This is a genomic window from Streptomyces sp. NPDC018947 (assembly GCF_044390505.1).
In the GTDB taxonomy this organism is placed as follows: Bacteria; Actinomycetota; Actinomycetes; order Streptomycetales; family Streptomycetaceae; genus Streptomyces.
In genome coordinates this window covers 163,734-190,644 of sequence record NZ_JBIRZD010000015.1, presented here as the reverse complement: position 1 = coordinate 190,644, position 26,911 = coordinate 163,734, and the positions used below count along the sequence as shown (strand labels likewise).

The window sequence follows — 26,911 nt, the reverse complement described above, 5'->3', positions numbered from 1 at the left end:
GCCCCGCGTCTGGTTGGCTGTCCCCCGTCGGACAGTCACCTGGAAGGCGGGGACATCGATGCGCGCGGACGTGCGGCACGTCGCGGACGGCACCTACCTGGTGCACGGAAGCAGCACCAACTGGGTCCTGCTCACCGAGGGCGACGCGGTGACCCTGATCGACACCGGCTATCCCGGTGACCGCCGGCTCCTGCTCGACTCCCTCGCGCGGATCGGCAGTTCGCCCGAGGCCGTGGCGGCGGTCCTGATCACCCACGCGCACAACGACCACCTGGGCTCGGCCGAGTACCTGCGCGCCGCCCACGGCACGCCCGTCCTGCTGCACGAGGCCGAAGTACCCCACGCCCGGCGGGAGTTCCTCCACCAGGTGTCGGTCGGCGAGGTACTGCGCAACATCTGGCGGCCGGGCGTGCTGCCGTGGACCGCGCACGTGCTGCGCTCCGGCGGCACCCGGCAACTCCCGGTGACCGCGCCGGCCGCCTTCGCCACGGGCGGCCCGCTCGACCTGCCCGGCCGTCCCGTGCCGGTGCACACCCCCGGGCACACCGGCGGGCACTGCGTCTTCCACCTGCCGGACGCCGGGGTGGTGGTCTGCGGCGACGCGCTGGTGAGCGGGCACCCCACGTCGCGGGTGCGCGGCCCGCAGCTCCTGCCGGACATGTTCCACCACGAGCGGGACCGCGCGGTGGCCTCGCTCGACGTCCTCGCGGGCCTGGACGGCGACGTGCTGCTGCCCGGCCACGGGCCCGTCCACCGGGGGCCGGTGAAGGACGCCGCGCGACGGGCCCGGGAACACGCGTCCTAGAGTCGGCACATGGCCTTGCAGATCAGCGCCACCAACCCGGAGCACCCCGCGCTCCTTCTCGAACTCCCCTGGCACCTGCCGCTGGAGGAGTGGCCGGAGGAGTACCTCGTACCGCTCCCCCGCGGCATCTCCCGCCACGTCGTCCGCTACGCCCGGGCCGGCGACGAGGTGATCGCCGTCAAGGAACTCGCCGAGCGGCCCGCCCTGCGCGAGTACGGGCTGCTGCGCGACCTCGACCGGCTCGGCATCCCCGCGGTGGACGCGCTGGGCGTGGTCACCGGGCGTACCGACGGCGCGGGCGAGCCGCTGGAGCCGGTGCTGATCACCCGGCACCTCGGCGGCTCCATGCCGTACCGGTCGATGTTCGAGACGACGCTGCGCCCGGCGACCATGCACCGGCTGATGGACGCCCTCGCGGTACTGCTGGTCCGGCTGCACCTGGCCGGTTTCGCCTGGGGCGACTGCTCGCTGTCCAACACCCTCTTCCGGCGCGACGCGGGCGCCTACGCCGCCTACCTGGTGGACGCCGAGACCGGCGAGCTGCACTCCCGGCTGAGCGAGGGGCAGCGCGCGTACGACCTCGACCTCGCCCGCGTGAACATCAGCGGCGAGCTCCTCGACCTGGAGGCGTCGGGGGCGCTGCACCCCTCCGTCGACCCGGTGGACTTCGGCACCGAGATCTGCGCGCGCTACGGCCGGCTGTGGCAGGAGCTGACCCGCACCTCGGTTTATCCGGCGGGCAAGCACCACTACATCGAGCGCCGCATCCGGCGGCTCAACGACCTCGGGTTCGACGTGGCCGAGATGCAGATCGAGCACGCCTCGCACGGAGACACGGTCACCTTCGTGCCCAAGGTCGTCGACGCGGGCCATCACCAGCGCCAACTGCTGCGCCTGACGGGCCTGGACGCCGAGGAGAACCAGGCCCGGCGGCTGCTCAACGACCTGGAGAGCTGGATGGCCACCCAGGACGACCACGCCCCGGGCGACCCCCTCGGCGCCCGCCCCGAGGTGCTCGCCCACCGCTGGGTGCGGGAGGTGTTCCGGCCGACCGTGCGGGCGGTGCCCCTGGAGCTGCGGGGCGCCATGGACCCGGCCGAGATCTACCACGAGCTGCTGGAGCACCGCTGGTACCTGTCCGAGCGGGCCCAGCACGACATCGGGCTGGACACCGCCGTCGAGGACTACATCACCCACATCCTGCCCAGGGCCCGGGACACCCTGCGGCCCACGGACGACTGAGGCCGCCCCGGGCCGCTCAGGTGTGCGGGACCACCGCGACCGGGCAGCCCGCGTGATGCAGCACGCCGTGCGCCACCGAGCCGATCCGGGCCCCGACGGCCGTACGACGGGCGCGGCGGCCGACGACCATGAGCTGCGCGCGCCCGGCCACCGACAGCAGCACCTGCCCGGCGCTGCCCATCTCGACGTGCTCGACGACCGGCACGTCGGGGTAGCGCTCGCGCCACGGCGCCAGCGCCTCACCGAGCGCCTTCTCCTCGTACGGCTCCAGACCGCCGGCCTCGTCGGCGAGCGCCATGGAGGCCGGGCTGTACGAGAACACCGGCGGCAGGGTCCAGGCGCGGACGGCACGCACGGTGGCGCCGCGGGCGGCGGCCGTCGCGAAGGCAAAGCCCAGCGTGTCGGCGCTGTCCCGCGCGTCCCCCTGCTGGCCGACGACGATCTCGCGGCCGCCCGCCTCCGCGCCGGGGTCGTCCCCGGCCCGGACGAGGACCACGGGCCGGGTCGCCTCGGCGATCACCTGCTGTCCGACGGAGCCGAGCAGGAAGCCGACGACCGGGCCGTGTCCGCGCGAGCCGAGGACCAGCGTCTCGGCGTCGCCCGCCGCGGCGAGCAGCGCGGCGACGGTGTCGCCCTCGCGGTCCTCGGTGGACACCTCCAGGTGCGGGTGGCGCTCGGTGACGGTCCGGGCCGCCTCGGCCAGGGTGTCCCGCACCCACCCCTCCTGCGTGTCCCGGTCCCCGGCGCCGGCCGCGTCCTCGGGCCGGAACCGCCAGGCGTGCACGATGTGCAGCGGAGTGCCCCGGCGGACGGCCTCCCGCCCGGCCCAGGCCAGGGCCGCCAGGCTCTCCTCGGATCCGTCCACCCCTGCCGTGATCGGGCGCGTCATGCGGTTCCCTCCCGGTGTCGCGATCATGTCCACGGAACCAGTCTTCACTACGCCGCCCGCACGCCGGTGCGGCGGGGCGCGCCCCGAGGCCTCGTTCCGCACGGGCGAGGCCGGGCGAACGACCCTACGATGGGCGACGACGGCACGCCCAACCGTGCGGGCCCCGCTCCGCGACGACCGGCCGCCGGCCGGGTTCCGCGGCCGTCCCCGTTGCCAGGTCATCCTTCCGCCCACCGCGGAGGCGTCCGAACCGACCGAGGAGCCGGCATGACCAGTGACACCGGAATCGACCCCACCGTCCCGCCGAGCGGCGCGGGCTGCGTCGAGTGCGACGCGGCGGGCGGCTGGTGGTTCCACCTGCGACGCTGCGCGTCCTGCGGCCACATCGGCTGCTGCGACAGCTCCCCGGGCGGGCACGCGACCGCCCACTTCCGGTCCACGGGACACCCGCTGGTGCAGAGCTTCGAGCCCGGCGAGGACTGGTTCTGGGACTACACGGCGGACGAACTGCGCCCCACGGGCCCGCGACTGGCTCCGCCAGCCAGCCACCCGGAGACCCAGCCCGCCCCGGGTCCGGCCGGGCGGGTCCCGGCGGACTGGACCCGGTTCCTGCGAAGCTGAGCGGTACCCCGGGGGGGGCGGACGCGGGCGGCTGCCGTCGACAGCCGGGACCCCCGCCGCCCCTGCGCCGGGCTTCTGCCGGGCGGGCCAGGCATACGCCCCTCGCGGGGGGGCACCCCGCCCGGCTGCCGGGTAGGGACCGCGTCCCGGGCGGTCATACGGGCCACCAGGACGGATGCGGCGATACGCGGAGGGACGGCGCGGGTCGTCGCCGGACGCGCGGACGAGGTAGCCCTCGCCGGGCGAGCCGAGCCCGCAGGGCGGGGGGCAGTCCCCGGCCCGACGCACGGGCGCCCAGCGCGGCTCCCGCCGCACGCACGGACGACGACAAGCCCTCGCCGGAGGCTCCGGGAGTCCCCAGGGCAGAGCGGGGCACGGGCCCGGCCCGACGCGCGGGCGCCCGGTGCGGTTCCCGCCGGACACGCGTGCCCGCGCGGGGTTTCGCCGCCGTCGGCCGGCGGGCAGGGGGATCCGCGCGGTGCGTGCCAGGATGGGGGCGTGTCGCAGTCATCGTTCACCAGCCCGCTCGTCGGACGCGAGGACGAACTCGCCCGTCTCACCGGCGTGCTGGAGCGTGCCCGGTCCGGTGAGCCACGGGCGGTGCTGATCGCCGGGGACGCCGGGGTCGGCAAGACCCGCACGCTGGACGAGGTGGCCGTACGGGCCGCCGCGGCCGGGACGACCGTGCTCACCGGGCACTGCGTCGACCTGGGCGACGTGGGCCTGCCGTACCTGCCCTTCACGGAGATCCTCGGCCGGCTCGCCGCCGACGAACGGTTCGCCCCCGTGCTCGCCGGGCACCCCGTGGCCGAGCGGCTGCTCGGCGGCGGCACCGGCACCGCGCGGGACGCCGACCGGCGCCCGGGCCTGTTCGAGGGTATGGCCCGCCTCCTCGGCGAACTCGCCGACACCGCACCGCTGCTGCTGGTCCTGGAGGACCTGCACTGGGCCGACCAGTCCTCCCGGGACCTGCTGCGGTTCCTGCTCAGCCGGGGCGTCCCGCAGCACCCGGCCGGCGGCCCGGCCGCGCACCGGCTCGCCGTGTTCGCCTCGTACCGGGCCGACGACCTGCACCGCCGCCACCCCCTGCGGGCGCTGCTGGCCGAGCTGGTGCGACTGCCCCTGGTGGAGCGGCTCGAACTGCGGCCACTGCCCGACGCCGACGTGGCCCGGCTGGTGCGCTCCCTCGGGGACCGCCCGCTGCCCGACGCCACCGTCCACCGCATCGTCGAGCGCGCCGAGGGCAACGCCTTCTACGCGGAGGAGCTGGTCGCGGCGACCGGTACCGCCGCCCAGGGCGTGCCCAGCGCCCTCGCCGACGTCCTGCTCATCCGCGTCGAGCAACTCTCCGACACCGCCCAGCAGGTGCTGCGCACGGCGGCCGTCGCCGGGCGCCGCGTCGGGCACGACCTGCTGCGGGACGCCGTGGGGCTGCCCGAGGAGGAGCTGGAGTCGGCGCTGCGCGAGGCGGTGGGACGGCAACTGCTCGTCCCCGGCGAGGGCGACACGTACTCGTTCCGGCACGCCCTCGCGCGGGAGGCGGTCTACGCCGACCTGCTGCCCGGCGAACGGGCCCGGCTGCACGGCGTGTTCGCCCGGCTGCTGGCCGGTGCCGGCCGCAGGCCCGAGAGCGCCGCCGAACGCGCCCACCACTCCCGGGCCAGCCACGACCTGCCCGCGGCGCTCACCGCCTCCCTGGAGGCCGCCGACCACGCCCAGCGGGTCGGCGCGCCCGCCGAGGAACTGCGGCACGTGGAGACCGCCCTCGACCTGTGGTCGGCGGTGGACGCCTCCGCGCGGCCGGCCGGCACCGACTCCGTGACGCTCACGCTGCGCGCCTCCGCCGCCGCCGTGCACGCCGGTGAGCTGCACCGCGCGGTCTCGCTCACCCGCTCCGCGCTGGCCGGCCTCGGCCAGGACACCGACCTGGAGCTCGCCGCCCGCGTCCGCTACACCCTGGCCGGGAACCTGCTCGAGGTGGACAGCCTGTCCGCCGCCTTCACCCACAGCAGCGAGGCGCTCTCCCTGATCCCCGCCGAGCCCCCGTCGCGGACCTGGGTGTGGGCCGCGGCCACCCATGTCGTGGCGGCCCGTCAGGTGGGGGAGCAGGAGGTCGCGCTGCGGACGGCGCGCCGGGCCGTCCGTGTCGCGGCGGACCTCGGCATCGACGACGCCCTGGCCGATCTCCTGATCTCCCTGACCGGTCTCGAGGGCAACGGCCGGCGCACTCCCGCGGGCCGCGAACGGCTGCGGGAGGCCCGGGAGCTGGCACGGCGGGCGGGCAACGCGCCGGTGGAGATGCGGGCGCTGTTCAACCTGGCCATCGGCTGCTTCGAGTCGGGCGAGATGGAGGAGTGCCTGTTCTGGGCGGCGGAGGGACGGGACCGGGCCCGGCGCTCGGGGCTGCTGTCCTCGCCGTATCCGCGGGAGATGCGGTACCTGCGGATGCTGGTGCGCTACACGCTGGGACAGTGGGACGAGTGCCTGAGCGACGCGGCGGACGGTGGCGGGGCGTCGCCCGAGGTCCGCGACCACACGGTCGGCCCGGCGCTCTACGTGAGGGTGGCGCGGGGTGATCTCACCGCCGCGGACGGCGCGCGAGCGCTGCTGCGGGGGCCGTTCGACTGGCTGGGCACCCTGGTGGCGGGCGTCGTGCTGACCGACGACGGGGCGCTGCGCGGTGATCCGGAGGAGGCCGTGCGGTGGGCGCGGTCCACCGTCGAGGCGCTGACCGACGACGCGGGCTTCCGGCCCGCGGTCACGGTCCGGCTCGCCGCCCTGGCCCTGTCCGCGGTCGCGGACGCGGCGGCCGAGTCCCGTGCGCGGGAGGACCGTACCGGAGCACGGCGGTGGACCGCCACGGCGGCCGAACTGGTGGAGCAGGCCCGGGACACGGCCCGCCGGGACGTGAACGGGCTGCCGCAGGGGCCGGAGGGGCAGGCCTGGCTGGCCCGCGCCGAGGCGGAGTGGACGCGGGCCTCGACCGGACCGGACGTCGCGGCCTGGGAGAAGGCGGTGGCCGCGTTCTCCTACGGCGACGTGTACGAACACGCGCGGTGCCGGCTGCGGCTGGCGGAGGCCCTGCTGACGGCCGGCCGCCGCGAGGAGGCCGCGCGGGAGGCGGCCGCGGTGCGCCGGGAGGCCGACCGGCTCGGCGCCACGCCGCTGCGCGAGCGCCTCGACGCCCTGGTGCGGCGCGGACGGCTGACGGACGCCGCGCCCGGCGAGGGCCGTACGGCGGTGCTGACGGCCCGCGAGGGGGACGTGCTGCGGCTCCTCGCCCTCGGGCGCAGCAACCGGCAGATCGGCGAGGAGCTGTTCATCAGCGCCAAGACGGCGAGTGTCCACGTCTCCAACATCCTCGCCAAGCTGGGCGCTTCGAGCCGTACGGAGGCGGTGGCGGTCGCCTACCGGCAGGGGCTGGTCGCGGCGGAACCGACCGCCTCCTCCGGGTGACCCACGGCCGCGGGAGCGGCGGCCCCGTTCCGGGAACCCGGCCCGGCCGGTGGGACGTTGACCCTGCACCCCCACCGCACCCCCACCCCATGGCGAACCACGACACAGGGCGGCACAGGCATGAGCGACTTGGTCCCCGGCGGCAACGTCCCCCTGCCGGCCGGCCCCGTGAGCGTGCGGGTGCCGGGCGCGTTCGACGTGTCCGCGCTCATCACGGACGACGGCGGCACGGTGGGCGGCGACGGCGACTTCGTGTTCTACAACCAGTCCGAGGCACCCGGCGCCCGGCTCCGGGGTGACACCCTCACGGTGGATACCTCGCGGCTGCGCACCGGCGCGACCCGGGTGACGGTGGCCGTCAGCCCCTCCGACCCCGGCACCGCGCTGAGCGCCCTCCCCTCCCCCGCGCTCCACGTCACCGACGCGGCGGGCCGCACGCTGGCCCGGTTCTCGCCGCCCCGCCCGCGGCAGGAGACGGTGCTGCTGCTCGCCGAGCTGTACCGGCGCGGCGAGGGCTGGAAGCTGCGCGCGCTCGGCCAGGGGTACGCGGACGGACTCGCCGGTCTCGCCCGGGACTTCGGGGTGGAGGTCGTGGACGACACCCCTGCGGCCGGCCCCGGCGCCTCCGCTCCCACCGCACCCGGGGACGGCTTCCTCGGCCTGGTCAACTCCGCCCGTGCGGCGGCCGGTTCCCCGTCCGTCGCCGCCGACGCCCGGCTGGCCTCGGCGGCCCGTTCGCACGCCGCCGCGATGGCGGCCGCGGGCGCGCTGAGCGTGGAGTCGCGGGACGGCGTCTCGGTCCACCAGCGCGTCGTCCTCGCGGGGTACGCGTATCTCACGGTCGGCGAGCACCTGGTCTCGGGGCCGCGGACCCCCGAGGAGTTCGTCGACCACTGCCTGCGTGCCGAGCGGTCCCGGCGCACCCTCCAGGACGCCGCCTTCACGCACGCCGGCTGGGCGTACGTCACCGGCGGCCCCTCGGGCGACACGTACTGGACGGTCCTGTGGGCCGTGCCGCTGACGCCGGACGGGCTCGACCGGGCGACGGGAGAGGTCGTCGCCCTGACCAACCGGGAGCGGGCGCGGGCCGGTCTGCCCGCGCTGACCGCCGATCAGCGGCTCGCCGCGGCCGCGCAGGCGCACAGCACCGACATGGTGGCCCGCGACTTCTACGCGCACACCGACCCCGACGGCGGCAGGCCCTGGGACCGGGCCGTCGCCGCCGGCGCCGCGGTGGGCACGGTCGGCGAGAACATAGCGTGCGGCCAGCGCTCCCCCGCCGAGGTGGTGGAGGGCTGGATGCACAGCCCCGGGCACCGGGCCAACATCCTCACGGCCGGCTTCACCCGCATCGGCGTCGGTCTGGCCGGCGGCGGCCGTGCGGGCATGTACTGGACCCAGCTCTTCGGCGGCTGACCCCCCGTCGGGGAAGACCGCCCCAGCGGGTGATCTTGGCGGAACGAAGCCCTCCGCGCGAGGATGCCACCCGGCCCACGCCCCCGCGCCGGAAGGATGACTGTCTTGATCGGGATCACGGAGATCGAAGCCGCGGCCGAGCGGATCGCCGGCCATGTCGTACGCACCCCGACCGTGCCGAGCCCGGGGCTGTCCGCGCTGCTCGGGGTCCCGGTCACCGCCAAGCTGGAGCTGCTGCAGCGCACCGGGTCGTTCAAGGCGCGCGGCGCGACGGCCAAGCTGCTGTCGCTGACCGAGGCCGAACGGGCCGCCGGTGTGGTGGCGGTCAGCGGCGGCAATCACGGCATCGCCGTGGCGATGATGGCCGCCGCCCTCGATGTGAAGGCCACGGTGGTCATGCCGCGTACCGCGCCCGCGCGTTCGGTGGAGACCGCCGAGGAGGCGGGCGCGCTGGTGCGGCTCACCGACGGCATGGACAGCGCCTTCGAGCTGGTGACGCGGCTGCGGCAGGAGGGGCTGACCCTCGTCCACCCCTTCGACGATCCCCTGGTGATCGCCGCGCAGGGAACGGTGGGGCTGGAGTTCGCCGAGGACGCCGGGGAGCTGACCGACGTGCTGGTCAGCATCGGGGGCGGCGGTCTGATCGCCGGGGTGGCGGCGGCGCTGCGGGCCCGCCGGCGCGGCGTACGCGTGTGGGGCGTGGAGACGGAGGGCGCCGAGGCCATGTCCCGGGCGCTGGCGGCGGGCGGCCCGCTGCCGGTCGAGCTGTCGTCGGTCGTCACCACGCTCAGTGCGCCGTCCGTCTCGCGGCTCACCTACGACCATGTGAAGGAGCTGGTCACCGAGGTCCTGGTGGTGCCGGACCGGGAGGCCGTGCGGGGGTCGCTCGAACTGGCCGAGCACGGGAAGGTGTGGACGGAACCGGCCGCCGGCTGCCTGCTGCCCGCGGCCCGGCAGGTGCGGGAACGCGTCGGGGACGGCGCGCGCGTCGGGCTCGTGGTCTGCGGGGGCAACGTCACCTCCGCCGACGTGACGGAGTGGACGCACCGCTTCGGCCTGCGCTGAACCGGGGGCCCCGAAGCGGCCGGCGGCGGCCGGCCGTTTTCGCTCCGTCCGGACGGGGACTCGCCCCGTATGGTGCAAATCGGATACACGATGATGACCGAGCAGGCCGGCCCCCGCGAGCTCGTCGACCACGTGGTGCGCGCCGAGCAGGTGGGCTTCGACTTCTCGGTGACCTCGGACCACTACTTCCCGTGGCTGCGCTCGCAGGGGCACGCGCCGTACGCGTGGAGCGTGCTGGGGGCCGCCGCGCAGGCGACGTCCCGCATCCCGCTGATGACGTACGTGACCTGCCCGACCTTCCGCTACCACCCGGCGGTCGTGGCGCAGAAGGCGGCGACGGTGCAACTGCTGTCCGAGGGCCGGTTCCGGCTGGGGCTCGGCTCGGGCGAGAACCTCAACGAGCACGTGGTGGGCGGCGGCTGGCCGTCCGTCGACGTGCGCCACGAGATGCTCCACGAGGCCGTGGAGATCATCAGGGCGCTGTTCGAGGGCGGGCACGTCAACCACCGCGGCACCCACTTCGACGTCGAGTCGGCCCGGCTGTGGGACCTCCCCGACAGCCCGCCGCCCATCGGCATCGCGGTCTCCGGGGAGCGGTCCTGCAAGCTGGCCGGCGAGCACGCCGACCTGGTGATCGCCACCGAGCCCGAGACGGACCTGATCGAGGCGTTCGACCGGCACGGCGGGCAGGGCAAGCCGCGCGTCGGCCAGCTCCCCGTCTCCTACGACCCGGACCGGGACGCGGCGATCGAGCGCGCCCACTCCCAGTTCCGCTGGTTCGGCAACGGCTGGAAGGTCAACTCCGAGCTGCCGCATCCGGATTCGTTCGCCGGGGCGACCCAGTTCGTCACACCGGACGACGTGGCGGAGTCGATCCCGTGCGGTGACGACCCGGACGCCTTCGTCGAGGCCGTACGCCCGTTCGCGGAAGCCGGGTTCACGGAGGTCGCCCTGGTGCAGATCGGCGGCGAGACCCAGCAGGCGTTCCTGGACTGGTCGGAGAAGACCCTGCTGCCGGCGCTGCGCGACGCCCTGGGCGGTTCCTGACGACGGGCGGCGGCGAGGCGATTCACCCGTTCGACGGAGCATCTCCCGCGAATCGGGGGTACTAGAGGGCCCTACGTCCGTTCTCCCGGAGGCCTTCTGCTGTGAACTCCCTCGTGCACAAGACCATGGTCGTGCAACTGCAGACGGGCGACGCCGACCGCTTCCCGGTGCTCGCCCACCTGAGCTACGACGCCGCGGACCCCTTCGCGCTCACCGTGGTGTTCAGCCACGACGGGCGCGTGCTCGCGCGCTGGACGCTGGACCGGGAGATGGTGGCCGACGGGCTCGCCGGCCCGGTCGGCGTGGGCGACGTGCGGATGCGGCCCGAATCCCAGGGCGTGTGGGAGGAGTTGCGCATCGAGTTCCTCGGCGACGCCCGGCCCGACGGGGACCGTCACCGGGCCGTGGTCTTCGTGTGGGCGGCGGCGGTCGCCGCGTTCCTGCGCGAGACGTACGCGGTGGTGCGGCCCGGCGAGGAAGAGGTGCGCGTCGACGACTTCCTGGCGGAACTGACGGCCGAGGGCTGAGCGGCGGCCGGAGCGCGGCGCGGCTCCCCGGGAGGGGCCGCGCCGTCAGCGTGACGTGTGGCGGTGCCGGGTCCACAGCGGAATGGCGAACCAGCACAGCAGGTACCACAGCACCACGCCCGCCACGATGAGGGGCACGAAGCCGTCGTGGGTCGCCACGCGCAGGATCAGCAGCAGCGACGCCGTGGTCGTGGCGAGCAGCAGCACCAGGCCCAGCAGGGTCAGCCGGGAGGCCCACCGCACCGCCTGGGGCTTCACCCGCCGCCCGGAGACGAGGCGGTGCAGGGACACCGGCCCGATCAGCGCCCCGGTGGTCACGGCGCCGAGCACGACCGTCACCAGGTAGATCGTCCGGTCCGTGTCCGACAGGCTGTCGTACTTCGGGCTGAACACGACGGTGAGCAGGAAGCCGAAGAGGATCTGCACGCCCATCTGCGCGACGCGGACCTCCTGGATCAGCTCCGTCCACATCCGGTCCGCCCGCTCCTCCTCGGTCTCGTGGCGTCCCCTGCGCCGGTCAGGGGTCCCCGCCGTGTCCGCACCCGTGTCCGCCACTGTTCCTCCCGGTTGCCGCGGCCTCGCGTCCTCTTCCCTGTTCCCGGGTTCCCCGCGGTCAGGCGCCGTGTCACGGGGTCGGGGCCCGGTTTGGGCGGCCGGGGGACGGTTACACGGGCGGCACCGACAGCGAGGCCGAGGAGGATGGCGAAGGATGTCCGACACTCAGCTCACCGTGACCCTCAGCGGTGGCGGCATCGACGACGCCCGGGCGGTCGTGCGCGCACTGGCCGGGGCCTTCGGGGCGCCCGACGATCTTCCGTCCGACGAGCGGGCGACGGTGCGCACCGCCACCTTCAGCTCCTCCGCGACGCCGGGGGCGGACCCTGCGCCGCCGGAGGCGGGCGTCCGGCTGTCCGGGCCGGTGACGGTCACCGTGCAGGGCACCCCGCAGGCCGTCGAGGCCGCGAGCAGGACGCTGACCGGCGCCTTCTCGACGCGGGACGAGGGGGCGGCTTCCGGCGACCAGGAGCGGGAACGTCAGTTGCTCCTGGTCCCGTGAGGCGGCGCTACGCAGTTACCAGCGGCCCTCGACCTGGTCCTTGATCCGGCGGTCGTAGAGGTCGCGGACGGCCGCGAGCGTCGTACCGGACAGCTCGGGCAGCCGGGCGGCCTGCGTGTTGGCGCGGGCCTGCTCGGGCGACCGGGCGCCGGGGATGACCGTGGTCACCCCGGGCTGCTGGACGATCCAGCGCAGCGCGAGCTGGGCCGGGGTGTATCCCTCCGGGGCGAGGGCGGCGAACTCGGCGGCGGCCTCCACGCCGGTGGCGAAGTCGACGCCCGAGAAGGTCTCGCCCTGGTCGAAGGCCTCACCGTGCCGGTTGAAGGAGCGGTGGTCATTCGCGGCGAAGACGGTGTCCTTGGTGTACTTGCCGGTCAGCAGACCGGAGGCGAGCGGCACCCGGGCGATGATGCCGACGCCGGCCTCGCGGGCGGCCGGCAGGACCTCGCGCAGCGGCTTCATCCGGAACGGGTTCAGGATGATCTGCACGCTGGCCACGTGGGGCCGGGCGATGGCGGTCAGCGCCTCCTCGCACGTCTCGACGCTGACGCCGTACGCCTTGACGCGCTCCTCCTCCACCAGGGTGTCCAGCGCGTCGAACACCTCGTCGGCGGAGTAGACGGGGGTGGGCGGGCAGTGGAGCTGCACCAGGTCGAGGACGTCGACGCCGAGGTTGCGGCGGGAGCGGTCGTTCCACTCCCGGAAGTTGCCGAGGACGTAGTTCTGCGGGATCTGCTCGACGCGGCGGCCCATCTTGGTGGCGACCGTCACACGCGCGTCCCGCCTGCCGCGCAGGAAGGCCGCGATGGTCTGCTCGCTGCGGCCGTCGCCGTAGACGTCGGCGGTGTCGAAGAATGTCACGCCGGACTCGGCGGCCGCCTCCAGCACCGCGAGGGCTTCCCTGTCGTCGACGTCTCCCCAGTCGGCACCGAGTTGCCAGGTGCCGAGGCCGATCACCGAGGCGTGCTGCTGGGACCGTGCGAAAGTGCGCTCTTCCATGGGTGCAGTCTGTCACCCGGCGCGCCCGGGGACCGCGCCGGGACGGCAAGGCCGCAGGTCACCGACCGCGTCCGGCGTCCTGCGCCCGGGCCTGCACGCGGCCGGCCACGCGCGGCCCCAGCCAGCGCTTGAGCCGGCGCAGCGCCTCCAGCTGCCCGGCCGCGCGGTCGAGCCGGTAGTACAACTGGGGCGGCACGTACGGCAGCAGCGGCGAGTGCCGCTGGCCGAGCAGGGCGAACATCCGCTCCGGAGGGAGGTGGATGTAGCGGGGCAGGTTCTCGTACCACTGGGCGCTGTGGCGGGCGGCGCTCTGCACCGGCAGCAGCGCGGCCTTGCGTTCCCGTTCGTACCGGGCGAGGGCGTCGGGGAGGCGGGCGCTCTCGCGCAGGGCCGTCGCCAGGGCGATGGCGTCCTGGAGGGCGAGCGTGGTGCCGGCGCCGATGGAGTAGTGGGTGGTGTGGGCGGCGTCGCCCAGCAGGACCAGGTTGCCCCGGGACCAGGTGCGGTTGGTGAGGGTGCGGAAGGTCAGCCACGGGGCGGCGCCGGACGCGGGCGTGGGCCGGCCGGACAGCGGGTGGCCGTCGAGGACGCCGGCGAACGCCTTCTCCAGCAGGCCGAGCCCCTCGGCCTCGTCGGCGCGGTCCAGGCCGAGGCCGCTCCAGGTCTCGGGGGCGCACTCGACGACGCAGGTGCTGCCCTCGGGGCCGAAGGCGTAGCCGTAGGCCCAGATCCAGCCGTGCGGGGTCTCGGTGAAGGCGAAGGTGAAGGCGTCGAAGACCTTGGTGGTGCCGAGCCAGATGTAGTGGTTGCGTCCGGCCAGGATCTCGGTGCCGAAGTGTCCGGCGTCGTGGGTGCGCAGGGCGCTGCGCACGCCGTCGGCGGCGACCACCAGGTCGGCGCCGGGCGGGTCGCCGGCGCCGATCTCGTCGTCGAACCGCAGGCGCACGCCCAGCGACCGGGCACGGGCGGCGAGGATCTCCAGCAGGCGGTGACGGCCGATGGCGAAGCCCTCGTCCCCGCGGTGACGGGTCGTCAGCCCGTCGACGTGCGCCACGCCGTCGCGCCAGCGCACCGAGTGCTCCTCCACGGCGCGCGCCGACTCCGGGTCGTGCGTCTGGAGTTCGTCGAGCAGTCCGCGCCAGTAGGTCACGCCCCAGCCGTAGGTCGAGCCCTCCGGGTTGCGTTCGTGGACGGTGATGTCGTGGGACGGGTCCTGCAGTTTGAGGAGGATCGACAGGTACAGGCCGGCGGGCCCGCCGCCTACGCAAGCGACCTTCACGCGCACCCCTGATATGCACTCAAATCGGACATATGACAAGGCAGGTTAACAGGGGGGCGGTCATCTCCCGCCGTGCCGCGGGACGGTGGGCCGGGGTGATTCACCGTTCCGGCGCCGGGTACCCGCGCGGTCCCATCACGCGAAACGAAGGAGGAGGACAGCGTGTCGCAGGTTCAGGAAACCATCGAGGTCGGCGTCCCGGTCCGCACCGCCTACAACCAGTGGACCCAGTTCGAGTCGTTCCCCGAGTTCATGAACGGGGTGGAGCGCATCGAGCAGCGCGGCGACACCCTCACGCACTGGGTGACCAGCGTCGACGGCGTGCACCGCGAGTTCGACGCGGAGATCACGGAGCAGATCCCCGACGAGCGGGTCGCCTGGACCACGGTGTCCGGCGAGACCAGGCAGGCGGGTGTGGTCACCTTCCGCCCCCTGGACGCGGACCGCACCGAGGTGCGGCTGCGGATGGAGTTCCAGCCGCAGGGCGTCACCGAGAAGGTCGGCGACAAGCTCGGCGTCGTGCACCGGCAGACCAAGGGCGACCTGGAACGCTTCAAGCGGTTCATCGAGGAGCGCGGCCGCGAGACCGGCGCGTGGCGCGGCACCGTCGCCTGACCCGCGCGCCGGGCCGGGGCTATCCGGCGGCCGCCGTGCGGCACTCCGGGTGACCCCAGCCCTGGTCGTTCTTGGCGATGGACTCCCCGGCCGCGTACGAACGTCCGCAGACGCAGCGTCCGGGGAACTTGGCCTTGATCGTCCGCGCCGAGGAGCCGCCGCCCTTGCGCGCGCCGCCCGCGGACCTGCGCGGTGCCTTGCGGACGGGGACGTCGGGCGCGGGCGGCGGCTCCGGCGAACCGAGGCCGCTTCCCGCGGGCTCCTGCACGGTGGCCGCCTGGCTGGCGGCGCGGTCGGCGAAGTCGTTGAGCCGGTCGCCGTCGACCTGGTGGGCGGGCACGTAGCGGAACTCGACCGAGCGGCCGTCGAGCAGCTCGTCGATGCGCACGACGAGCTCCTGGTTGGCGACCGGCTTGCCGGCGGCCGTCTTCCAGCCGTTGCGCTTCCAGCCGGGCAGCCACGTGGTCACGGCCTTCATGGCGTACTGGGAGTCCATGCGGACCTCCAGCGGCACGTCCGGGTCGGTGGACGCCAGCAGCCGCTCCAGCGCCGTGAGCTCGGCGACGTTGTTGGTCGCCCGGCCGAGCGGCCCCGCCTCCCAGCGGGCCGGGGCCTCGGACGCGTCGGCCACCACCCAGGCCCAGCCGGCCGGGCCCGGGTTTCCCTTCGAAGCCCCGTCGCACGCGGCCACCACACGTTCACGCATGTCCCCGATCATGCCATGGCCCGGCGTGGTGCCCGGACGGCCCTCAGGAGACCGGCTTGAGCTGGGGCATCTCCCCCTCGGTCTTCGTCATGTCGATCACGGAGAAGTTCGCGCCCTGCGGATCGCTGAGCGCCGCGAAACGGCCGAACGGGGTGGTCATGGGCCCGAAGCGCAGCACACCGCCGAGCTTGGTGGCCCGCGCCACGGCCTCGTCGCAGTCGGTGACGGCGAAGTAGACGTTGATGTACGGCGCCACCTCGGGCGGGAAGTCCTCCGTCATCCGCATCCGGCCCAGGACGGTCTGGTCGCCCAGGTCGAAGACCCGGAAGTCGACGTTGTCGTCCTCCATCTGCTTCGCCTTGTAGGAGAAGACGGCGGGGAAGAAGGCGTCCGACTTGTCGGGCTCGCGGGTGAAGACCTCGGCCCAGCAGTACGCGCCGGGTACGGCCGTCGCCTCGAATCCCTCGTGGGTGCCGCCCTGCCAGACGCCGAAGACGACGCCGCTCGGGTCGCGCGCCAGGCACATGGTGCCGAACTCGCCGACCTGCATCGGCTCCAGCAGCAGCTCGCCCCCGGCCTCGCGAATGCGGCCGGCGGTGGCGGCGGCGTCCGGGGAGGCGAAGTAGAGGCACCACTGGGACTGGTCCTCCTGGCCGGGCGGAGGCGGTACGACGGCGGCGACCGCCTTTCCGTCCACGTAGCACTGGGTGTAGTTGCCGTACTCCGACGACGATTCGCCGAAGGTCCAGCCGAGGACGTCTCCGTAGAAGCGCTTGGCCCCTTCGACGTCACTGAACATCGCGTCGGCCCAACAAGGGGCCCCTTCGGGTTGCACGGCCATGGCTGCCGCCTCCGCGTTGCTGAGTGTTCCGGATGGTTCTGGTGGTGCGGACGGTACGGAACGTCCGATTCCTCACGCTAGTCATCCGTGCCCGGCCCCGCGCGCCGAGCGGGGCGCGCCGCGGGCGGGCCGGACGCGGGCCGCCGCCGAGCGCGGCGGCGAAGGGTTCACTGACCCGCGTACGCCTTCTCCAGCTCGGCGATGTCGAGCTTGCCCATCGTCATCATCGCCTGGTTGACCCGCGCGTTCCTGGCCGGGTCGGGGTCGCGGAACAGGTCCATGAGCCGGACGGGCACGACCTGCCAGGAGACCCCGTACCGGTCCTTGAGCCAGCCGCAGGGGCCGTGCTCGCCGCCGCCCTCGACCAGCTTGGCCCAGAAGTGGTCGACCTCGTCCTGGCTCTCGCACATGACCTGGAACGAGATCGCCTCGTTGAACGTGAACTGCGGGCCGCCGTTGAGGGCGACGAACTTCTGGCCGTTGGCCGTGAAGTCCACGGTCAGCACGGAGCCGGCGGGCTGCGGCGCGCCCTCGGGGTAGCGGGTGACGGAGCCGATGCTCGAGTTCTTGAAGACCGAGACGTAGAACTCCGCGGCCTCCTCCGCCTGGCCGTCGAACCAGAGACACGTGGTGAATCCGTCGGTGATCATGAGTACCTCCTGGCGTGGAACACGGTCACCACTGTCGACCGGTGCGGGCCCGGAAACTCATCGGTGCGGTGCGGCACGAGCGGCCGGCCGCACTGCGCGGGGGGGGGCGCTCTGCCCTGGGCAGATCTGCCCGGGGCAGAGAAACGCCCGCGCGGACCGGACCCGTCCGAGAGTGGAGGAACCGCGGCGCCCGTGCCGCGCCCGACGTCCTCGACGACTCGACAAGGAGCGCCGATGTCCCCACTCACCGCCGGCCCGCTGCCGGCCGCGCCGCCCCGCATGGAGGAGGGCGACACCCCTCCCAGCCGGTTCGACGACCATCTCGCCGCGCAGCTCCTCGCGCAGCGGATCGTGCTGCTGGGCACGCAGGTCGACGAGGTCTCCGCGAACCGGGTCTGCGCGCAGCTCCTGATCCTCTCCGCGGAGGACCCGCGCACCGACATCAGCCTGTACGTCAACAGCCCGGGCGGTTCCGTGCACGCGGGGCTCGCCATCTACGACACGATGCGGCTGATCCCCAACGACGTGGCGACGCTCGCCATGGGCTTCGCCGCGAGCATGGGGCAGTTCCTGGTCAGCGTGGGCACGGCCGGCAAGCGCTACGCCCTGCCGAACGCGCGGATCATGATGCACCAGCCGTCGGCGGGCATCGGCGGCACCACCGCCGACATCGAGATCCAGGCGGAGAACCTGGAGTTCACCAAGCGGACCATCGAGCGGATCACCGCCGAGCACACCGGGCAGAGCCCGGAGACCATCTCCCGGGACGGCGACCGCGACCGCTGGTTCACGGCCGAGGAGGCCAGGGAGTACGGCATGGTGGACCAGGTCGTCCAGTCCCTCGCGGACGTCCGGCCGGCCGCCTCACGACGCAGGATGGGGTTGCAGTGATGGGCAGCTACACGATCCCGAACGTCGTCGAGCGCACCCCGCAGGGCGAGCGGTCCTACGACGTGTTCAGCAGGCTGCTGTCGGAGCGGATCATCTTCCTGGGCACGGAGATCGACGACGGCGTCGCCAACGTCGTCATCGCCCAGCTCCTGCATCTGGAGTCGTCGGCGCCGGAGAGCGAGATCGCGATCTACATCAACTCCCCCGGCGGCTCGTTCACGTCGCTGATGGCGATCTACGACACGATGACCTTCGTGCAGGCGCCGATCTCGACGTTCTGCGTCGGCCAGGCGGCCTCCACGGCGGCCGTGCTGCTGGCCGGCGGGGATCCGGGGCGGCGGTTCGTGCTGGAGCACGCGCGGGTGCTGCTCGGGCAGCCGGCCAGCGGGGGCCGGCAGGGCACGGTCTCCGATCTGGCGCTGCAGGCCAAGGAGATGGTGCGGATCCGCTCCCAGGTGGAGGAGGTGCTGGCCCGGCACACGCGGCACGACGTCACGACACTGCGCGCGGACATGGACCGCGACAAGGTGTTCACCGCGGAGGAGGCGGTGGCCTACGGCCTGGCCGACGAGGTCCTGAGCCGCCGCCTAGCACGGGTATGAGACCCGGCCACGGCGCCGTGTGTCACCCACGGGGCGCCGGCCGGGGCGCTCCACGGCTCACGCCGGGGCGCCTCGGCCGGCGCCCCGGCCGTATGAGCGGCCCGTCGTAGCGCGGGCACCCGGCCGGGACTGTGACGGGGGCCGGGCTCCCCTCGGCAACCGCACGAGCGCCCGACAGACCGCGCGAGCGACCGGGCCGGGCCCCGGGGTCGACGCGCGGGCACCCGGCCGGGACTGTGACGGGGGCCGGGCTGTCCGCCCTGCCTCGCGACGTTCGTACGAACACGGACCCCCCGGACCGCCCGGTCGGACGCGCGGGACGCCGGCCCCGGGCCGCACGCCGACGCGAGGGCCCGGAGCGGGGCGACGCGGTGTCAGGCGGCCAGGCACATACCGTCGACGCGGGCACCCGGTGCGCCGTTCGCGCGGTGGGCGCCGGTGTGCCGGGAGGTCACGCGGATCAGCTCCCCCTGGGCCCGCGCCAGCAGGTCGGCGAGGCCGAGGCCGAGGGCGGCCGCCGCGGCGGCGAGGACCTCCGACGAGGCCTCCTTGCGGCCCCGCTCCACCTCCGACAGATACGGCATCGAGATGCGCGCGGCTTCCGCGACGTCCTTCAGGGTCCGTTCCTGGGCGAGGCGTTCACGCCGCAGGACGTCGCCGACCAGATCGCGCCACAGGGGCTCTCTGACGGCGGGGCGGGCCTGCGGGCGCGCGGACGGCGGGCGCAGGGCGATGACGCGGGCTTCGTTCGGCACGTGGCTGGTCACCTCTACAGCGTAGGAGCCGAAGCGCCCGTGGGAAGGGGGCGGCATTCCGCCCACAGGGAAATCCGACGCGCGCCGCTCCCCCGCCGCGAGCGCCCCTCGCCGTACCGAGCAGGTCTCTCGCGGCCCGCGCCCGGATGCCGTCGGGCCTGCGCGGACCTACCCTGGAGCGGGACGCGACACCCCGCGGAACGCGCGGTCGACCGCATTCGCGCCACTCGGCAAACCGGGTGGCATGTACCGCCGCGCCCTGGGTACCCGCCCACCGGGTAGAAACCTAGGGAGACGTCCAACCGTGACTTTCGTGGGAGAGGTAATGGAGACCGCCGTGATCCGGCCGGAAGCGCAGGTCGTCGAGAAGACCACCGAAAGCGGGACGGACGACGGGTCACTTCCGGGCGTCGTGGACCCCCGTGCCGTGGCCCCCCGGGACGCGCGGCAGCTGTCCCGCCAGTTCTTCCGGCGCCTCACGGAACTCGAAGAGGGCACGCACGAGTACCAGTACGCGCGCAACACGCTGATCGAGATGAACATGTCGCTCGTGCGGTTCGCCGCCGGCCGGTTCCGCGGTCGCGGCGACGACATGGACGACATCGTGCAGACCGGCATGATCGGCCTGATCAAGGCCATCGACCGGTTCGAGCTCTCGCGCGAGGTCGAGTTCACCTCCTTCGCGCTGCCGTACATCGTCGGCGAGATCAAGCGCTTCTTCCGCGACACCACCTGGGCGGTGCACGTGCCGCGGCGGCTGCAGGAGCTGCGCGTGGAGCTGGCGAAGGCCCGCGAGGAGCTCTCCAGCCGCCTGGACCGCGAGCCCACCGTGGCCGAACTCGCCACGCTGATGAACATCAGCGAGGCCGAGGTCGTCGAGGGCCAGATCGCCTCCAACGGCTACAACTCCTCCTCGCTGGACGCCGCGCTGACCGGGGACGGCCCGGAGAGCGGCGAGTCGGTGCTCGCCGACTTCATCGGCGTGGAGGAGGACGGCCTGCGGCTCGTCGAGGACTTCCACGCACTCGCCCCGCTGATGGCCGAACTCAGCGAACGGGACCGGCGGATCATCCACATGCGGTTCGTGGAGGAGGCCACCCAGGCGGAGATCGGTGAACAGCTCGGCTGCTCGCAGATGCACGTGTCGCGGCTGATCAAGCGGATCATCACGCGCCTGCGCGAGGGCATGCTCGGCGAGCTGGGCTGCGCCTGACACCCCGTACGCCCACGGCCTTCGGGGTGCGCCGGTGCCCCGCACCGAGGCGCGGCCCGTCGGTCATTCCGCGCTGACGGCCACCACGGCCCGCACGCGCTTGCCGACCGGCACCAGTTCGACGACGACCGTATCGGCCAGGGCGTGGACGATCTCCAGTCCGTGCCGGCCGACGCGCTCGGGGTCGCGGGGGAAGCGCCTCGGCACGGTGCCGCTGCTGTCGTAGACCGTCACCGCGACGAGTTCGTCGGTGCCCTCCAGCTCCAGGATGTACGGCCCCTGGCTGTGCCGGTCGGCGTTGGTGACCAGTTCGCTCACGACCAGCAGCACCGCGCCCTCGGTCCGCACTCCGACCGTGGCGCACCACTCGGTCCTGAGCCGGTCGAGGAAGACGGAGGCGAAGGAACGCGCCTCGGCGATGCTCCCGGGCTCGCCGGAGTAGTGGGCCGCCCGCCTCAGCGGCTCCACGGGAACGTCGAAGCCAGTCGGTATCACTGCCTCGTCCAGGTGCTCGGTCATGCGTTTCTCTCTCGGAAGCCGGACTGGCCGGACGCTACTGCACGAGTCCTCGTACCCCGAGACCGGCTCCCCAGTCCCCCTTTTCGGCCAGTGCGGGCATCGTCACAGCCGGCCGGGGAACCCGCAGGTGCGGGAAGGGTGTGCGATGGACGAACTGATGGGTGCCCGCAGTATCTCCACCCGGCCGGTGGTCACGCTGGGCGGGGACGCCGTCGCCCACGTCAAGGACACCGTCCTGGACGACTCCGCCGGGCACGTCACCGGTTTCACCCTGACCGGTCCCGGCCTGTGGTCCGGGCCGATGAAGGAGGGCCTTCCCTGGCCCGCGGTGCACGCGCTCGGCCACGACGCGGTGATGATCCGGGACCGGCGGAGCCTGGTGAGCGCCGCCCTCCTGACGGTGCACCAGGAGACCGTGCGGGCCCGGCTGCTGGGGGCGCGGCTGCTGACGGAGGCGGGCACCGAGATCGGCACGGTGCTCGACGTCGTGGTGGAGGGCGGAACCGCCGGCCGGGTGGCCGGTTTCCGGGTCGCGGCGAGCAGGCGCTTCCTGCCCGGCCCGACCCGTCACCGGCGACGGGTGTACGTGCCGCGGGGCGAGTCGGCGACGGTGGCCGGCCGCACGCTCGTCCTGCCCGCGGACGCGGTGCGGCACGTGGCCGACGACCTGTGGGGGCTCACGGCCCTGGTGGGCGGGGCCGCGCCCGGCAGGCGGCGGGGGTGGCAGCCGTGATGCTGTTCACCGAGGTGCGGGGGCTGCCCGTGCTGAGGGCGGACGGGGACGAGCGGCTCGGCCGCGTGACGTCCCTGACGGTCGACGCCGCGGCCGGCACGATCGGCCACGTCCGGTTCCGGGCGGGCCGGCTGCGCGGGGAGAGGGTGCTGCCCTGGGAGGCGGTGCGCTCGATGGGCCCGGGCGCCGTCCGGGTCTCGCCCGTGGCCGCCCCGGAGGCGGTGCCGCCCGGTCACGACCTGCTGGGCCGCCGGGTGCTGACCGAGGCGGGCACGGAGCACGGCACGGTGCTGGACGTGGCGTTCGATCCGCCGACGGGACGGGTGCTGGCGTTGTTCACCACCCGGGGTGAACTGGCCGCCGGCCGCATGACGGGGCTCGGCGACCACGCGCTGGTGATCAGGGCTGACTGAGGCGGCGGGGACCGACCGACGCGGACGGCCCCGCCGGGCGGGCGGGCCGAGCGGGCGCTGCTTAGCGTGGCCGGGTGAGCGCGCGAACCCCCGCCCCCGGCGTCCGGACGGCGGCCCGGCACGGCTGGGCGCAGGCCCTCGGCACGGTGCTGGCCGCCCTCGTCGCCATGGGAGCCGTCGCCGCGTTCGGGCTGTGGGCGGCCGGTGCGACGGACCTGCCCGACAACGCCTTCCCCCGGGTCGTCACGGCGACGGTCGTCGCGGCCGTGGGCGGCTCGCTGGAACTGTCCGGGGACGCCGGGGGCCTCGTGGCGACCAGCGCGGGACTGACCGTGATGCCGTTGTCCGTCACACTGACCGGGGCGCTGGTGATCGCCGCGGGGTTCCTGCGGCCGCTGCGGCACCGGGCGGTCGCCGGCCTGCCGGAGCTGGCCGGCTGGGCCGGGCGGATCGCCGTGCTGTGGCTGCTCGCCCTGCTCGGGCTGGCCTTCGCCTCGCGCCAGACGTTCGAGGTGTCGCTCGGCGAGGGGATCCTCGACGACCTGGGCGACCTGTTCGACATCACTCCCCGGATCGGTTTCACCACCGACGTCCCGCTGACCGTCCTGTTCGGCCTGCTGTGGCTGGCGGGTGTGCTGGTGCTGGCACTGCTGGTGTCGCGCGGCGCGCCGCTGCCGGGGCGGCTGCTCGGCCTCCACGCGTCGGTGCGGCCGGCGGCGTACGCGATGGTGGCGCTGCTGCTGGTGTACGTGGCCGTCGGGGCCGTGGTCGCGCTGGTGGTCGCCGGGACGCGCGGGCACCCGGCGCAGACGTTCGCGGTGCTGCTGCTCGGGCTGCCGAACCTGGCGTGGCCGGCGCTGACCGTCGGCCTCGGCGCCACCTGGGACGGCCGGGTGGAGGGTCCGTTCGGACTGCCGATGCCGCATGTGCTGGACGAGGTGCTGCGCACGCCGGACGTCTCCACGGTGAACCTGGCCACGCTCACCGAGCAGGACGCCCGGATGTGGTGGCTGCTGGTCGCGGCCGCGGTGCTGGTGCCGGCCGCCGCCTTCGTGGCCGCCGCCCGTTCGCCGCGGCCGGTGCCGGCCTGGCGGCACGCCGTCCACATGGCGGTCGCGCTGGCGCTCACGGTGCTCATGGTCTGCCTGGTGGGCCGGATCTCCGCGTACTACGGCCTGTCGGTGCTCGGCATCGGCGACCTGGGCGGCGATCTGGCCGGGCGGTTGTTCCTGCGTCCGCGGCTGTGGGGCGCGGTCGGTCTCGCCCTCGCGTGGGGTCTGGTCGCCGGGTTCCTCGGCGCGCTGCTCGCGCGAGGGGTGCGCGGCGCGGGCGGCGCGGTGGCCGGACGCCGGAGGTAGTCGCCCGGCTCCCGGCGGGCGGGGCTCAGGCGACGGGGACGACCAGCGGCGGGGCGGCCCGCTGCATGCGCAGCGCGTCCACGGACTCGGCCAGCAGTTCGTACTCGGTCGTGTCGTCGCTGGTGGCGATGCGCACCAGGCGCCCCGCGGCCAGTTCGTCGGCGACCAGTTCCTGCTGGCCGTCGTCCGCGCACCAGGTGCGCAGGACGCGGGACACGTCGGGGGCGTCGTCGGCGACCGGGGTCAGGGCGCCGCGCGGTAAGTGCGGGGTGTCGGGCTGCGGGTCCAGGCGCTCGGCGATCCACGACGCGCGGTCGCGCAGCCACCACAGGGCGAGGGCGAGCGTGGGCGCCCGGTAGGTGCCGAGGGGTACGCCGATGCGTCGTCCGTCGCAGACGCCGTAGGCGGTGACATGGCACAGGAATTCGTCGTGCACTGCTCCCCTCCCCCGTCGCCCAGCTCGCCTGCCGGTCGGGCCTGGCGTCCGGGCGGCTCGTGTGCTGTGCGTGAGGGCGCCGTCTCGTGGTGTGAGGCGCCTACGGGTGAGTATGTTCACTGCTGAATCACTGTCACCATGAGTTTTTGGCCAGTCTCCTGGCATATTCGGCCCGCCGGTTGGCCGAAACTCCGCGCAGGGCGGCAGGCGGGGGCGGAGGCGGGCATGACCTCCGGGGCAATCGACCGTGCCGACGGATGCGGGCATGGTTGCGGTACCGGGTCGCCGAGGCCGGCACCCGGTTCCTGACCAGCGCGAACACCGTCGATGGAGGCTGATCGCCATGTCCGCACCCACCCACCGTCACGAGGACGCCGTCGCCCGCTGCTTCGAGGCCTGGAACGCCGCACCGGAGGCTCTACCCTGGTCGCCGCGGCCTGGACCGAGGACGGCCACTACACCGACCCCCTCGCGGACGTCCGCGGGCACGAGGGGATCGCGGCCGTGATCGCGGCGGCGCACGAGCAGTTCCCCGGCTTCGCCGTCCGGCTCTCCGGTGCCGTCGACGGGCACCACGACACGGCGCGCTTCTCCTGGGAGCTGGTCCACGAGGCCGACGGCTCGGCGCCGGTGGCCGGCTCCGACGTGGTCACGCTGGACGACGAGGGGCGCATCCGGGCCGTGTTCGGCTTCCTGGACCGGGTGCCCGAGGGGGCGTGACCGTGCGCGGCGGCGCTCCCCCGCGCCGTCGCGCACGTGGGCTCTAACGGTTGACGATCTCGTCGATCCGGGCCAGTTCGTCGGCGGTGAACTCCAGGCGGGAGACGGCCGCGACGCTGTCCTCCAACTGCCGCGGGCTGCTCGCGCCGACCAGCGCCGAGGTCACCCGCCCCTCGCGCAGCACCCACGCGAGGGCCATCTGGGCGAGCGACTGGCCGCGGGACGTGGCGATCTCGTCCAGGGCGCGCAGCTTGCCGACCAGCTCCTCGGTGACCGCGTCGGAGTTCAGGAAGGGACTGTCGCTCGCGGCACGCGAGTCCTCGGGGATGCCGTCGAGGTAGCGGCCGGTCAGCAGGCCCTGCTCCAGCGGGGAGTAGGCGATGGAGCCGACCCGCAGCTCGTCGAGGGTGTCCAGCAGGCCGCTGGTCTCGGGGCGCCGGTCGAGCATGGAGTAGCGCGGCTGGTGGATGAGCAGCGGCGTGCCCAGCTCCGCGAGGATGCGCGCCGCCTCGCGGGTCTGCTCCGGCGAGTAGTTGGAGACGCCGACGTAGAGCGCCTTGCCCTGCTGCACCGCCGAGTGCAGGGCGCCCATCGTCTCCTCCAGCGGAGTCTCCGGGTCCGGGCGGTGCGAGTAGAAGACGTCGACGTGGTCGAGGCCCATGCGGGCCAGGCTCTGGTCGAGGGAGGACAGCAGGTACTTGCGTGAGCCCCATTCCCCGTACGGGCCGGGCCACATGAGGTAGCCGGCCTTGGTGGAGACGACCAGCTCGTCGCGGTACGGCGCGAAGTCGGCCTTCAGGGCCTCGCCGAGCGCGGACTCGGCGGCGCCGGGCGGCGGGCCGTAGTTGTTGGCGAGGTCAAAGTGGGTGACGCCGAGGTCGAAGGCGCGGCGCAGGATGGCGCGCTGGGTCTCCACGGGCCGGTCGGGGCCGAAGTTGTGCCACAGGCCGAGCGAGAGCGCGGGGAGTTTCAGGCCGCTGCGTCCGGTGCGCCGGTAGGGCATGTCCGCGTAGCGGTCGGGGTGTGCGGTGTACAACGCGACTCCAGAGGGGTTGGCCCCGAGGTACGGGGCGTGGCGGAACCGCCTCCCACTCTGTCGTGACCTGCGGGCAGTGGTCCAACAGGAGAATCCGATGGAATTCAGCGGATACGCTGCTCAGTCATGGAACTGCGTCATCTCCGGCACTTCGTGGCCGTCGCCGAGGACCAGCACTTCACCCGGGCGGCGGAACGGCTGATGGTGTCCCAGTCCGGTCTGTCCGCGTCCATCCGGGCCCTGGAACGGGAGCTGCGGGCGCCGCTGTTCGTGCGGACGACCCGGCGGGTGACGCTGACCGAGGCGGGGCGGGCGCTGCTGGACGAGGCACGGCGGATCCTGGCGCAGGTGAGGTCGGCGCACGAGGCGGTCGCCGCGGTGCAGGGCGTGCTGCGCGGCACGCTGTCGCTGGGCACCGAGCAGTGCATCGCCGGGGTGCCGGTGGCGGGGCTGCTGGCCGCGTTCCGGCGCCGGCACCCGGACGTGGAGATCCGGCTGCGGCAGGCGGGCTCGGGCGAGCTGGCGGAGGAGGTCGCGGCCGGGCGGCTGGACCTGGCCTTCGCCTACCGGACGCAGGCGGACACGGAGCAGTTGCGCTGCGTCTCGCTCGCCGGGGAGCCGATGACCGTCCTGTGCCATCCCGGCCACCGCCTGGCGACGGACGGGGCGGTGCTGACCCCGCGGGATCTCGCCGAGGAGGTCTTCGTCGACTTCCACCCGGACTGGGGCCCGCGGCGCGTCACCGACGCCGCCTTCGCCGCGGCGGGCGTACGGCGGACCGTCGCGCTGGAGGTGAACGACGTGCACGGGCTGCTCGACCTCCTCGACGAGAACCTCGGCATCGCGGTCGTGCCGCGGCACTTCCGGCACAAACGGGCCTCCCTCGCCTCGCTGCCGCTGGAGGGCTGCGACGGCACGGCGTACGAGACCATCGCCCTGCTGCCGCCCGACCGGTCCACCAGCCCGGGGGCGCGGGCGCTGATGGGGCTGCTGGAGACGGGGAGCGGGTGAGCGCCCGCC

At 74.2% G+C, this 26,911-nt stretch carries 28 protein-coding genes and 1 pseudogene; 18 read left to right on the top strand and 11 right to left on the bottom strand.

Features of this window, described 5'->3' with window-relative positions; all coding sequences use genetic code 11:
- The first annotated feature begins 58 nt into the window (after nt 1–58).
- The gene (locus ACH499_RS26870) at nt 59–805 is read left to right on the top strand and encodes an MBL fold metallo-hydrolase (protein ID WP_356201259.1); all 747 of its coding nucleotides are present in this window, start codon (nt 59–61) and stop codon (nt 803–805) included.
- Nucleotides 806–814: 9 nt separating this feature from the next.
- Nucleotides 815–2,047 carry a DUF4032 domain-containing protein gene (locus ACH499_RS26865; RefSeq protein WP_399018881.1) on the top strand — a complete coding sequence of 411 codons (1,233 nt, stop codon included), beginning with the start codon at nt 815–817 and terminating at the stop codon, nt 2,045–2,047.
- Nucleotides 2,048–2,063: 16 nt separating this feature from the next.
- Here the strand turns inward: ACH499_RS26865 and ACH499_RS26860 are convergent, their stop codons facing one another.
- The gene (locus ACH499_RS26860; RefSeq protein WP_399018879.1) at nt 2,064–2,936 is read right to left on the bottom strand and encodes a universal stress protein; all 873 of its coding nucleotides are present in this window, start codon (nt 2,934–2,936) and stop codon (nt 2,064–2,066) included.
- A 267-nt stretch (nt 2,937–3,203) separates the two neighbouring features.
- Between ACH499_RS26860 and ACH499_RS26855 the strand changes: the two genes are divergently transcribed.
- The 6 genes from ACH499_RS26855 (at nt 3,204) to ACH499_RS26830 (ending at nt 11,068) form a co-directional block, all read left to right on the top strand.
- The gene (locus ACH499_RS26855) at nt 3,204–3,557 is read left to right on the top strand and encodes a UBP-type zinc finger domain-containing protein (protein ID WP_399018877.1); all 354 of its coding nucleotides are present in this window, start codon (nt 3,204–3,206) and stop codon (nt 3,555–3,557) included.
- Nucleotides 3,558–4,055: 498 nt separating this feature from the next.
- A complete protein-coding gene (locus ACH499_RS26850; RefSeq protein ID WP_399018874.1) occupies nt 4,056–7,013 on the top strand; it encodes an AAA family ATPase in 2,958 nt (985 codons plus the stop codon).
- A gap of 120 nt (nt 7,014–7,133) precedes the next feature.
- Nucleotides 7,134–8,429: a CAP domain-containing protein gene (locus ACH499_RS26845; protein ID WP_399018872.1), complete on the top strand. Its 1,296-nt coding sequence runs from the start codon at nt 7,134–7,136 to the stop codon at nt 8,427–8,429.
- Nucleotides 8,430–8,534: 105 nt separating this feature from the next.
- On the top strand, nt 8,535–9,494 hold the full coding sequence (locus tag ACH499_RS26840) for a threonine/serine dehydratase (protein ID WP_399018870.1): 960 nt from the start codon (nt 8,535–8,537) through the stop codon (nt 9,492–9,494).
- Between the two features lie 69 nt (nt 9,495–9,563).
- On the top strand, nt 9,564–10,541 hold the full coding sequence (locus tag ACH499_RS26835; RefSeq protein ID WP_399018868.1) for an LLM class F420-dependent oxidoreductase: 978 nt from the start codon (nt 9,564–9,566) through the stop codon (nt 10,539–10,541).
- Nucleotides 10,542–10,642: 101 nt separating this feature from the next.
- A complete protein-coding gene (locus tag ACH499_RS26830; protein ID WP_399018866.1) occupies nt 10,643–11,068 on the top strand; it encodes an SsgA family sporulation/cell division regulator in 426 nt (141 codons plus the stop codon).
- Between the two features lie 45 nt (nt 11,069–11,113).
- On the opposite strand, the gene ACH499_RS26825 is transcribed toward ACH499_RS26830, so the two are convergent.
- Nucleotides 11,114–11,623: a DUF6328 family protein gene (locus ACH499_RS26825; RefSeq protein WP_399018864.1), complete on the bottom strand. Its 510-nt coding sequence runs from the start codon at nt 11,621–11,623 to the stop codon at nt 11,114–11,116.
- Between the two features lie 154 nt (nt 11,624–11,777).
- Between ACH499_RS26825 and ACH499_RS26820 the strand changes: the two genes are divergently transcribed.
- Nucleotides 11,778–12,125 carry a hypothetical protein gene (locus tag ACH499_RS26820; RefSeq protein WP_356201276.1) on the top strand — a complete coding sequence of 116 codons (348 nt, stop codon included), beginning with the start codon at nt 11,778–11,780 and terminating at the stop codon, nt 12,123–12,125.
- A 15-nt stretch (nt 12,126–12,140) separates the two neighbouring features.
- Here ACH499_RS26820 and ACH499_RS26815 read toward each other — a convergent pair whose 3' ends face one another.
- Nucleotides 12,141–13,124, bottom strand: a complete 984-nt coding sequence (locus tag ACH499_RS26815) for an aldo/keto reductase (RefSeq protein ID WP_399018861.1) — start codon at nt 13,122–13,124, stop codon at nt 12,141–12,143.
- A gap of 58 nt (nt 13,125–13,182) precedes the next feature.
- Complete coding sequence (locus ACH499_RS26810) at nt 13,183–14,409, bottom strand: FAD-dependent monooxygenase (protein WP_399018859.1); 1,227 nt, start codon at nt 14,407–14,409, stop codon at nt 13,183–13,185.
- Nucleotides 14,410–14,565: 156 nt separating this feature from the next.
- On the opposite strand from ACH499_RS26810, the gene ACH499_RS26805 reads away from it, so the two are divergent.
- Complete coding sequence (locus tag ACH499_RS26805) at nt 14,566–15,018, top strand: SRPBCC family protein (protein WP_356201280.1); 453 nt, start codon at nt 14,566–14,568, stop codon at nt 15,016–15,018.
- Nucleotides 15,019–15,037: 19 nt separating this feature from the next.
- On the opposite strand, the gene ACH499_RS26800 is transcribed toward ACH499_RS26805, so the two are convergent.
- The 3 genes from ACH499_RS26800 to ACH499_RS26790 form a co-directional block, all read right to left on the bottom strand.
- Nucleotides 15,038–15,736 (bottom strand): ribonuclease H, encoded by a 699-nt coding sequence (locus tag ACH499_RS26800; RefSeq protein WP_399018857.1) that lies wholly within the window; start codon nt 15,734–15,736, stop codon nt 15,038–15,040.
- A 31-nt stretch (nt 15,737–15,767) separates the two neighbouring features.
- Nucleotides 15,768–16,565 carry a VOC family protein gene (locus ACH499_RS26795; protein WP_365597331.1) on the bottom strand — a complete coding sequence of 266 codons (798 nt, stop codon included), beginning with the start codon at nt 16,563–16,565 and terminating at the stop codon, nt 15,768–15,770.
- Between the two features lie 167 nt (nt 16,566–16,732).
- Complete coding sequence (locus tag ACH499_RS26790; protein WP_356201286.1) at nt 16,733–17,215, bottom strand: VOC family protein; 483 nt, start codon at nt 17,213–17,215, stop codon at nt 16,733–16,735.
- Between the two features lie 234 nt (nt 17,216–17,449).
- On the opposite strand from ACH499_RS26790, the gene ACH499_RS26785 reads away from it, so the two are divergent.
- The gene (locus tag ACH499_RS26785) at nt 17,450–18,106 is read left to right on the top strand and encodes an ATP-dependent Clp protease proteolytic subunit (protein WP_356201288.1); all 657 of its coding nucleotides are present in this window, start codon (nt 17,450–17,452) and stop codon (nt 18,104–18,106) included.
- Nucleotides 18,106–18,708, top strand: coding sequence for an ATP-dependent Clp protease proteolytic subunit (locus tag ACH499_RS26780; RefSeq protein ID WP_356201290.1), 603 nt, complete (start codon nt 18,106–18,108; stop codon nt 18,706–18,708). The genes ACH499_RS26785 and ACH499_RS26780 overlap by 1 nt, the downstream gene beginning before the upstream one ends.
- A 374-nt stretch (nt 18,709–19,082) precedes the next feature.
- On the opposite strand, the gene ACH499_RS26775 is transcribed toward ACH499_RS26780, so the two are convergent.
- Nucleotides 19,083–19,475 carry a helix-turn-helix transcriptional regulator gene (locus ACH499_RS26775; protein ID WP_356201292.1) on the bottom strand — a complete coding sequence of 131 codons (393 nt, stop codon included), beginning with the start codon at nt 19,473–19,475 and terminating at the stop codon, nt 19,083–19,085.
- Nucleotides 19,476–19,788: 313 nt separating this feature from the next.
- On the opposite strand from ACH499_RS26775, the gene ACH499_RS26770 reads away from it, so the two are divergent.
- Nucleotides 19,789–20,676, top strand: coding sequence for an RNA polymerase sigma factor SigF (locus tag ACH499_RS26770; RefSeq protein ID WP_356201531.1), 888 nt, complete (start codon nt 19,789–19,791; stop codon nt 20,674–20,676).
- Between the two features lie 63 nt (nt 20,677–20,739).
- Here the strand turns inward: ACH499_RS26770 and ACH499_RS26765 are convergent, their stop codons facing one another.
- Nucleotides 20,740–21,195, bottom strand: a complete 456-nt coding sequence (locus tag ACH499_RS26765) for an ATP-binding protein (RefSeq protein ID WP_399018853.1) — start codon at nt 21,193–21,195, stop codon at nt 20,740–20,742.
- 145 nt (nt 21,196–21,340) lie between these two features.
- Here ACH499_RS26765 and ACH499_RS26760 point away from each other — a divergent pair, with 145 nt between their 5' ends.
- The 3 genes from ACH499_RS26760 (at nt 21,341) to ACH499_RS26750 (ending at nt 23,699) form a co-directional block, all read left to right on the top strand.
- A complete protein-coding gene (locus ACH499_RS26760) occupies nt 21,341–21,928 on the top strand; it encodes a PRC-barrel domain-containing protein (RefSeq protein WP_399018851.1) in 588 nt (195 codons plus the stop codon).
- On the top strand, nt 21,925–22,341 hold the full coding sequence (locus ACH499_RS26755) for a PRC-barrel domain-containing protein (RefSeq protein WP_356201533.1): 417 nt from the start codon (nt 21,925–21,927) through the stop codon (nt 22,339–22,341). The genes ACH499_RS26760 and ACH499_RS26755 overlap by 4 nt, the downstream gene beginning before the upstream one ends.
- Nucleotides 22,342–22,415: 74 nt before the next feature.
- The gene (locus ACH499_RS26750; protein ID WP_399018849.1) at nt 22,416–23,699 is read left to right on the top strand and encodes a streptophobe family protein; all 1,284 of its coding nucleotides are present in this window, start codon (nt 22,416–22,418) and stop codon (nt 23,697–23,699) included.
- 25 nt (nt 23,700–23,724) lie between these two features.
- Here ACH499_RS26750 and ACH499_RS26745 read toward each other — a convergent pair whose 3' ends face one another.
- On the bottom strand, nt 23,725–24,135 hold the full coding sequence (locus ACH499_RS26745) for a hypothetical protein (protein ID WP_399018846.1): 411 nt from the start codon (nt 24,133–24,135) through the stop codon (nt 23,725–23,727).
- Between the two features lie 343 nt (nt 24,136–24,478).
- On the opposite strand from ACH499_RS26745, the pseudogene ACH499_RS26740 reads away from it, so the two are divergent.
- A pseudogene (locus tag ACH499_RS26740) lies at nt 24,479–24,855 on the top strand (nuclear transport factor 2 family protein).
- Between the two features lie 43 nt (nt 24,856–24,898).
- Here the strand turns inward: ACH499_RS26740 and mgrA are convergent.
- Complete coding sequence (gene mgrA / locus ACH499_RS26735) at nt 24,899–25,891, bottom strand: L-glyceraldehyde 3-phosphate reductase (RefSeq protein WP_356201301.1); 993 nt, start codon at nt 25,889–25,891, stop codon at nt 24,899–24,901.
- Between the two features lie 126 nt (nt 25,892–26,017).
- Here mgrA and ACH499_RS26730 point away from each other — a divergent pair, with 126 nt between their 5' ends.
- A complete protein-coding gene (locus tag ACH499_RS26730) occupies nt 26,018–26,902 on the top strand; it encodes a LysR family transcriptional regulator (protein WP_399018844.1) in 885 nt (294 codons plus the stop codon).
- The last annotated feature ends 9 nt before the right edge of the window (nt 26,903–26,911 follow it).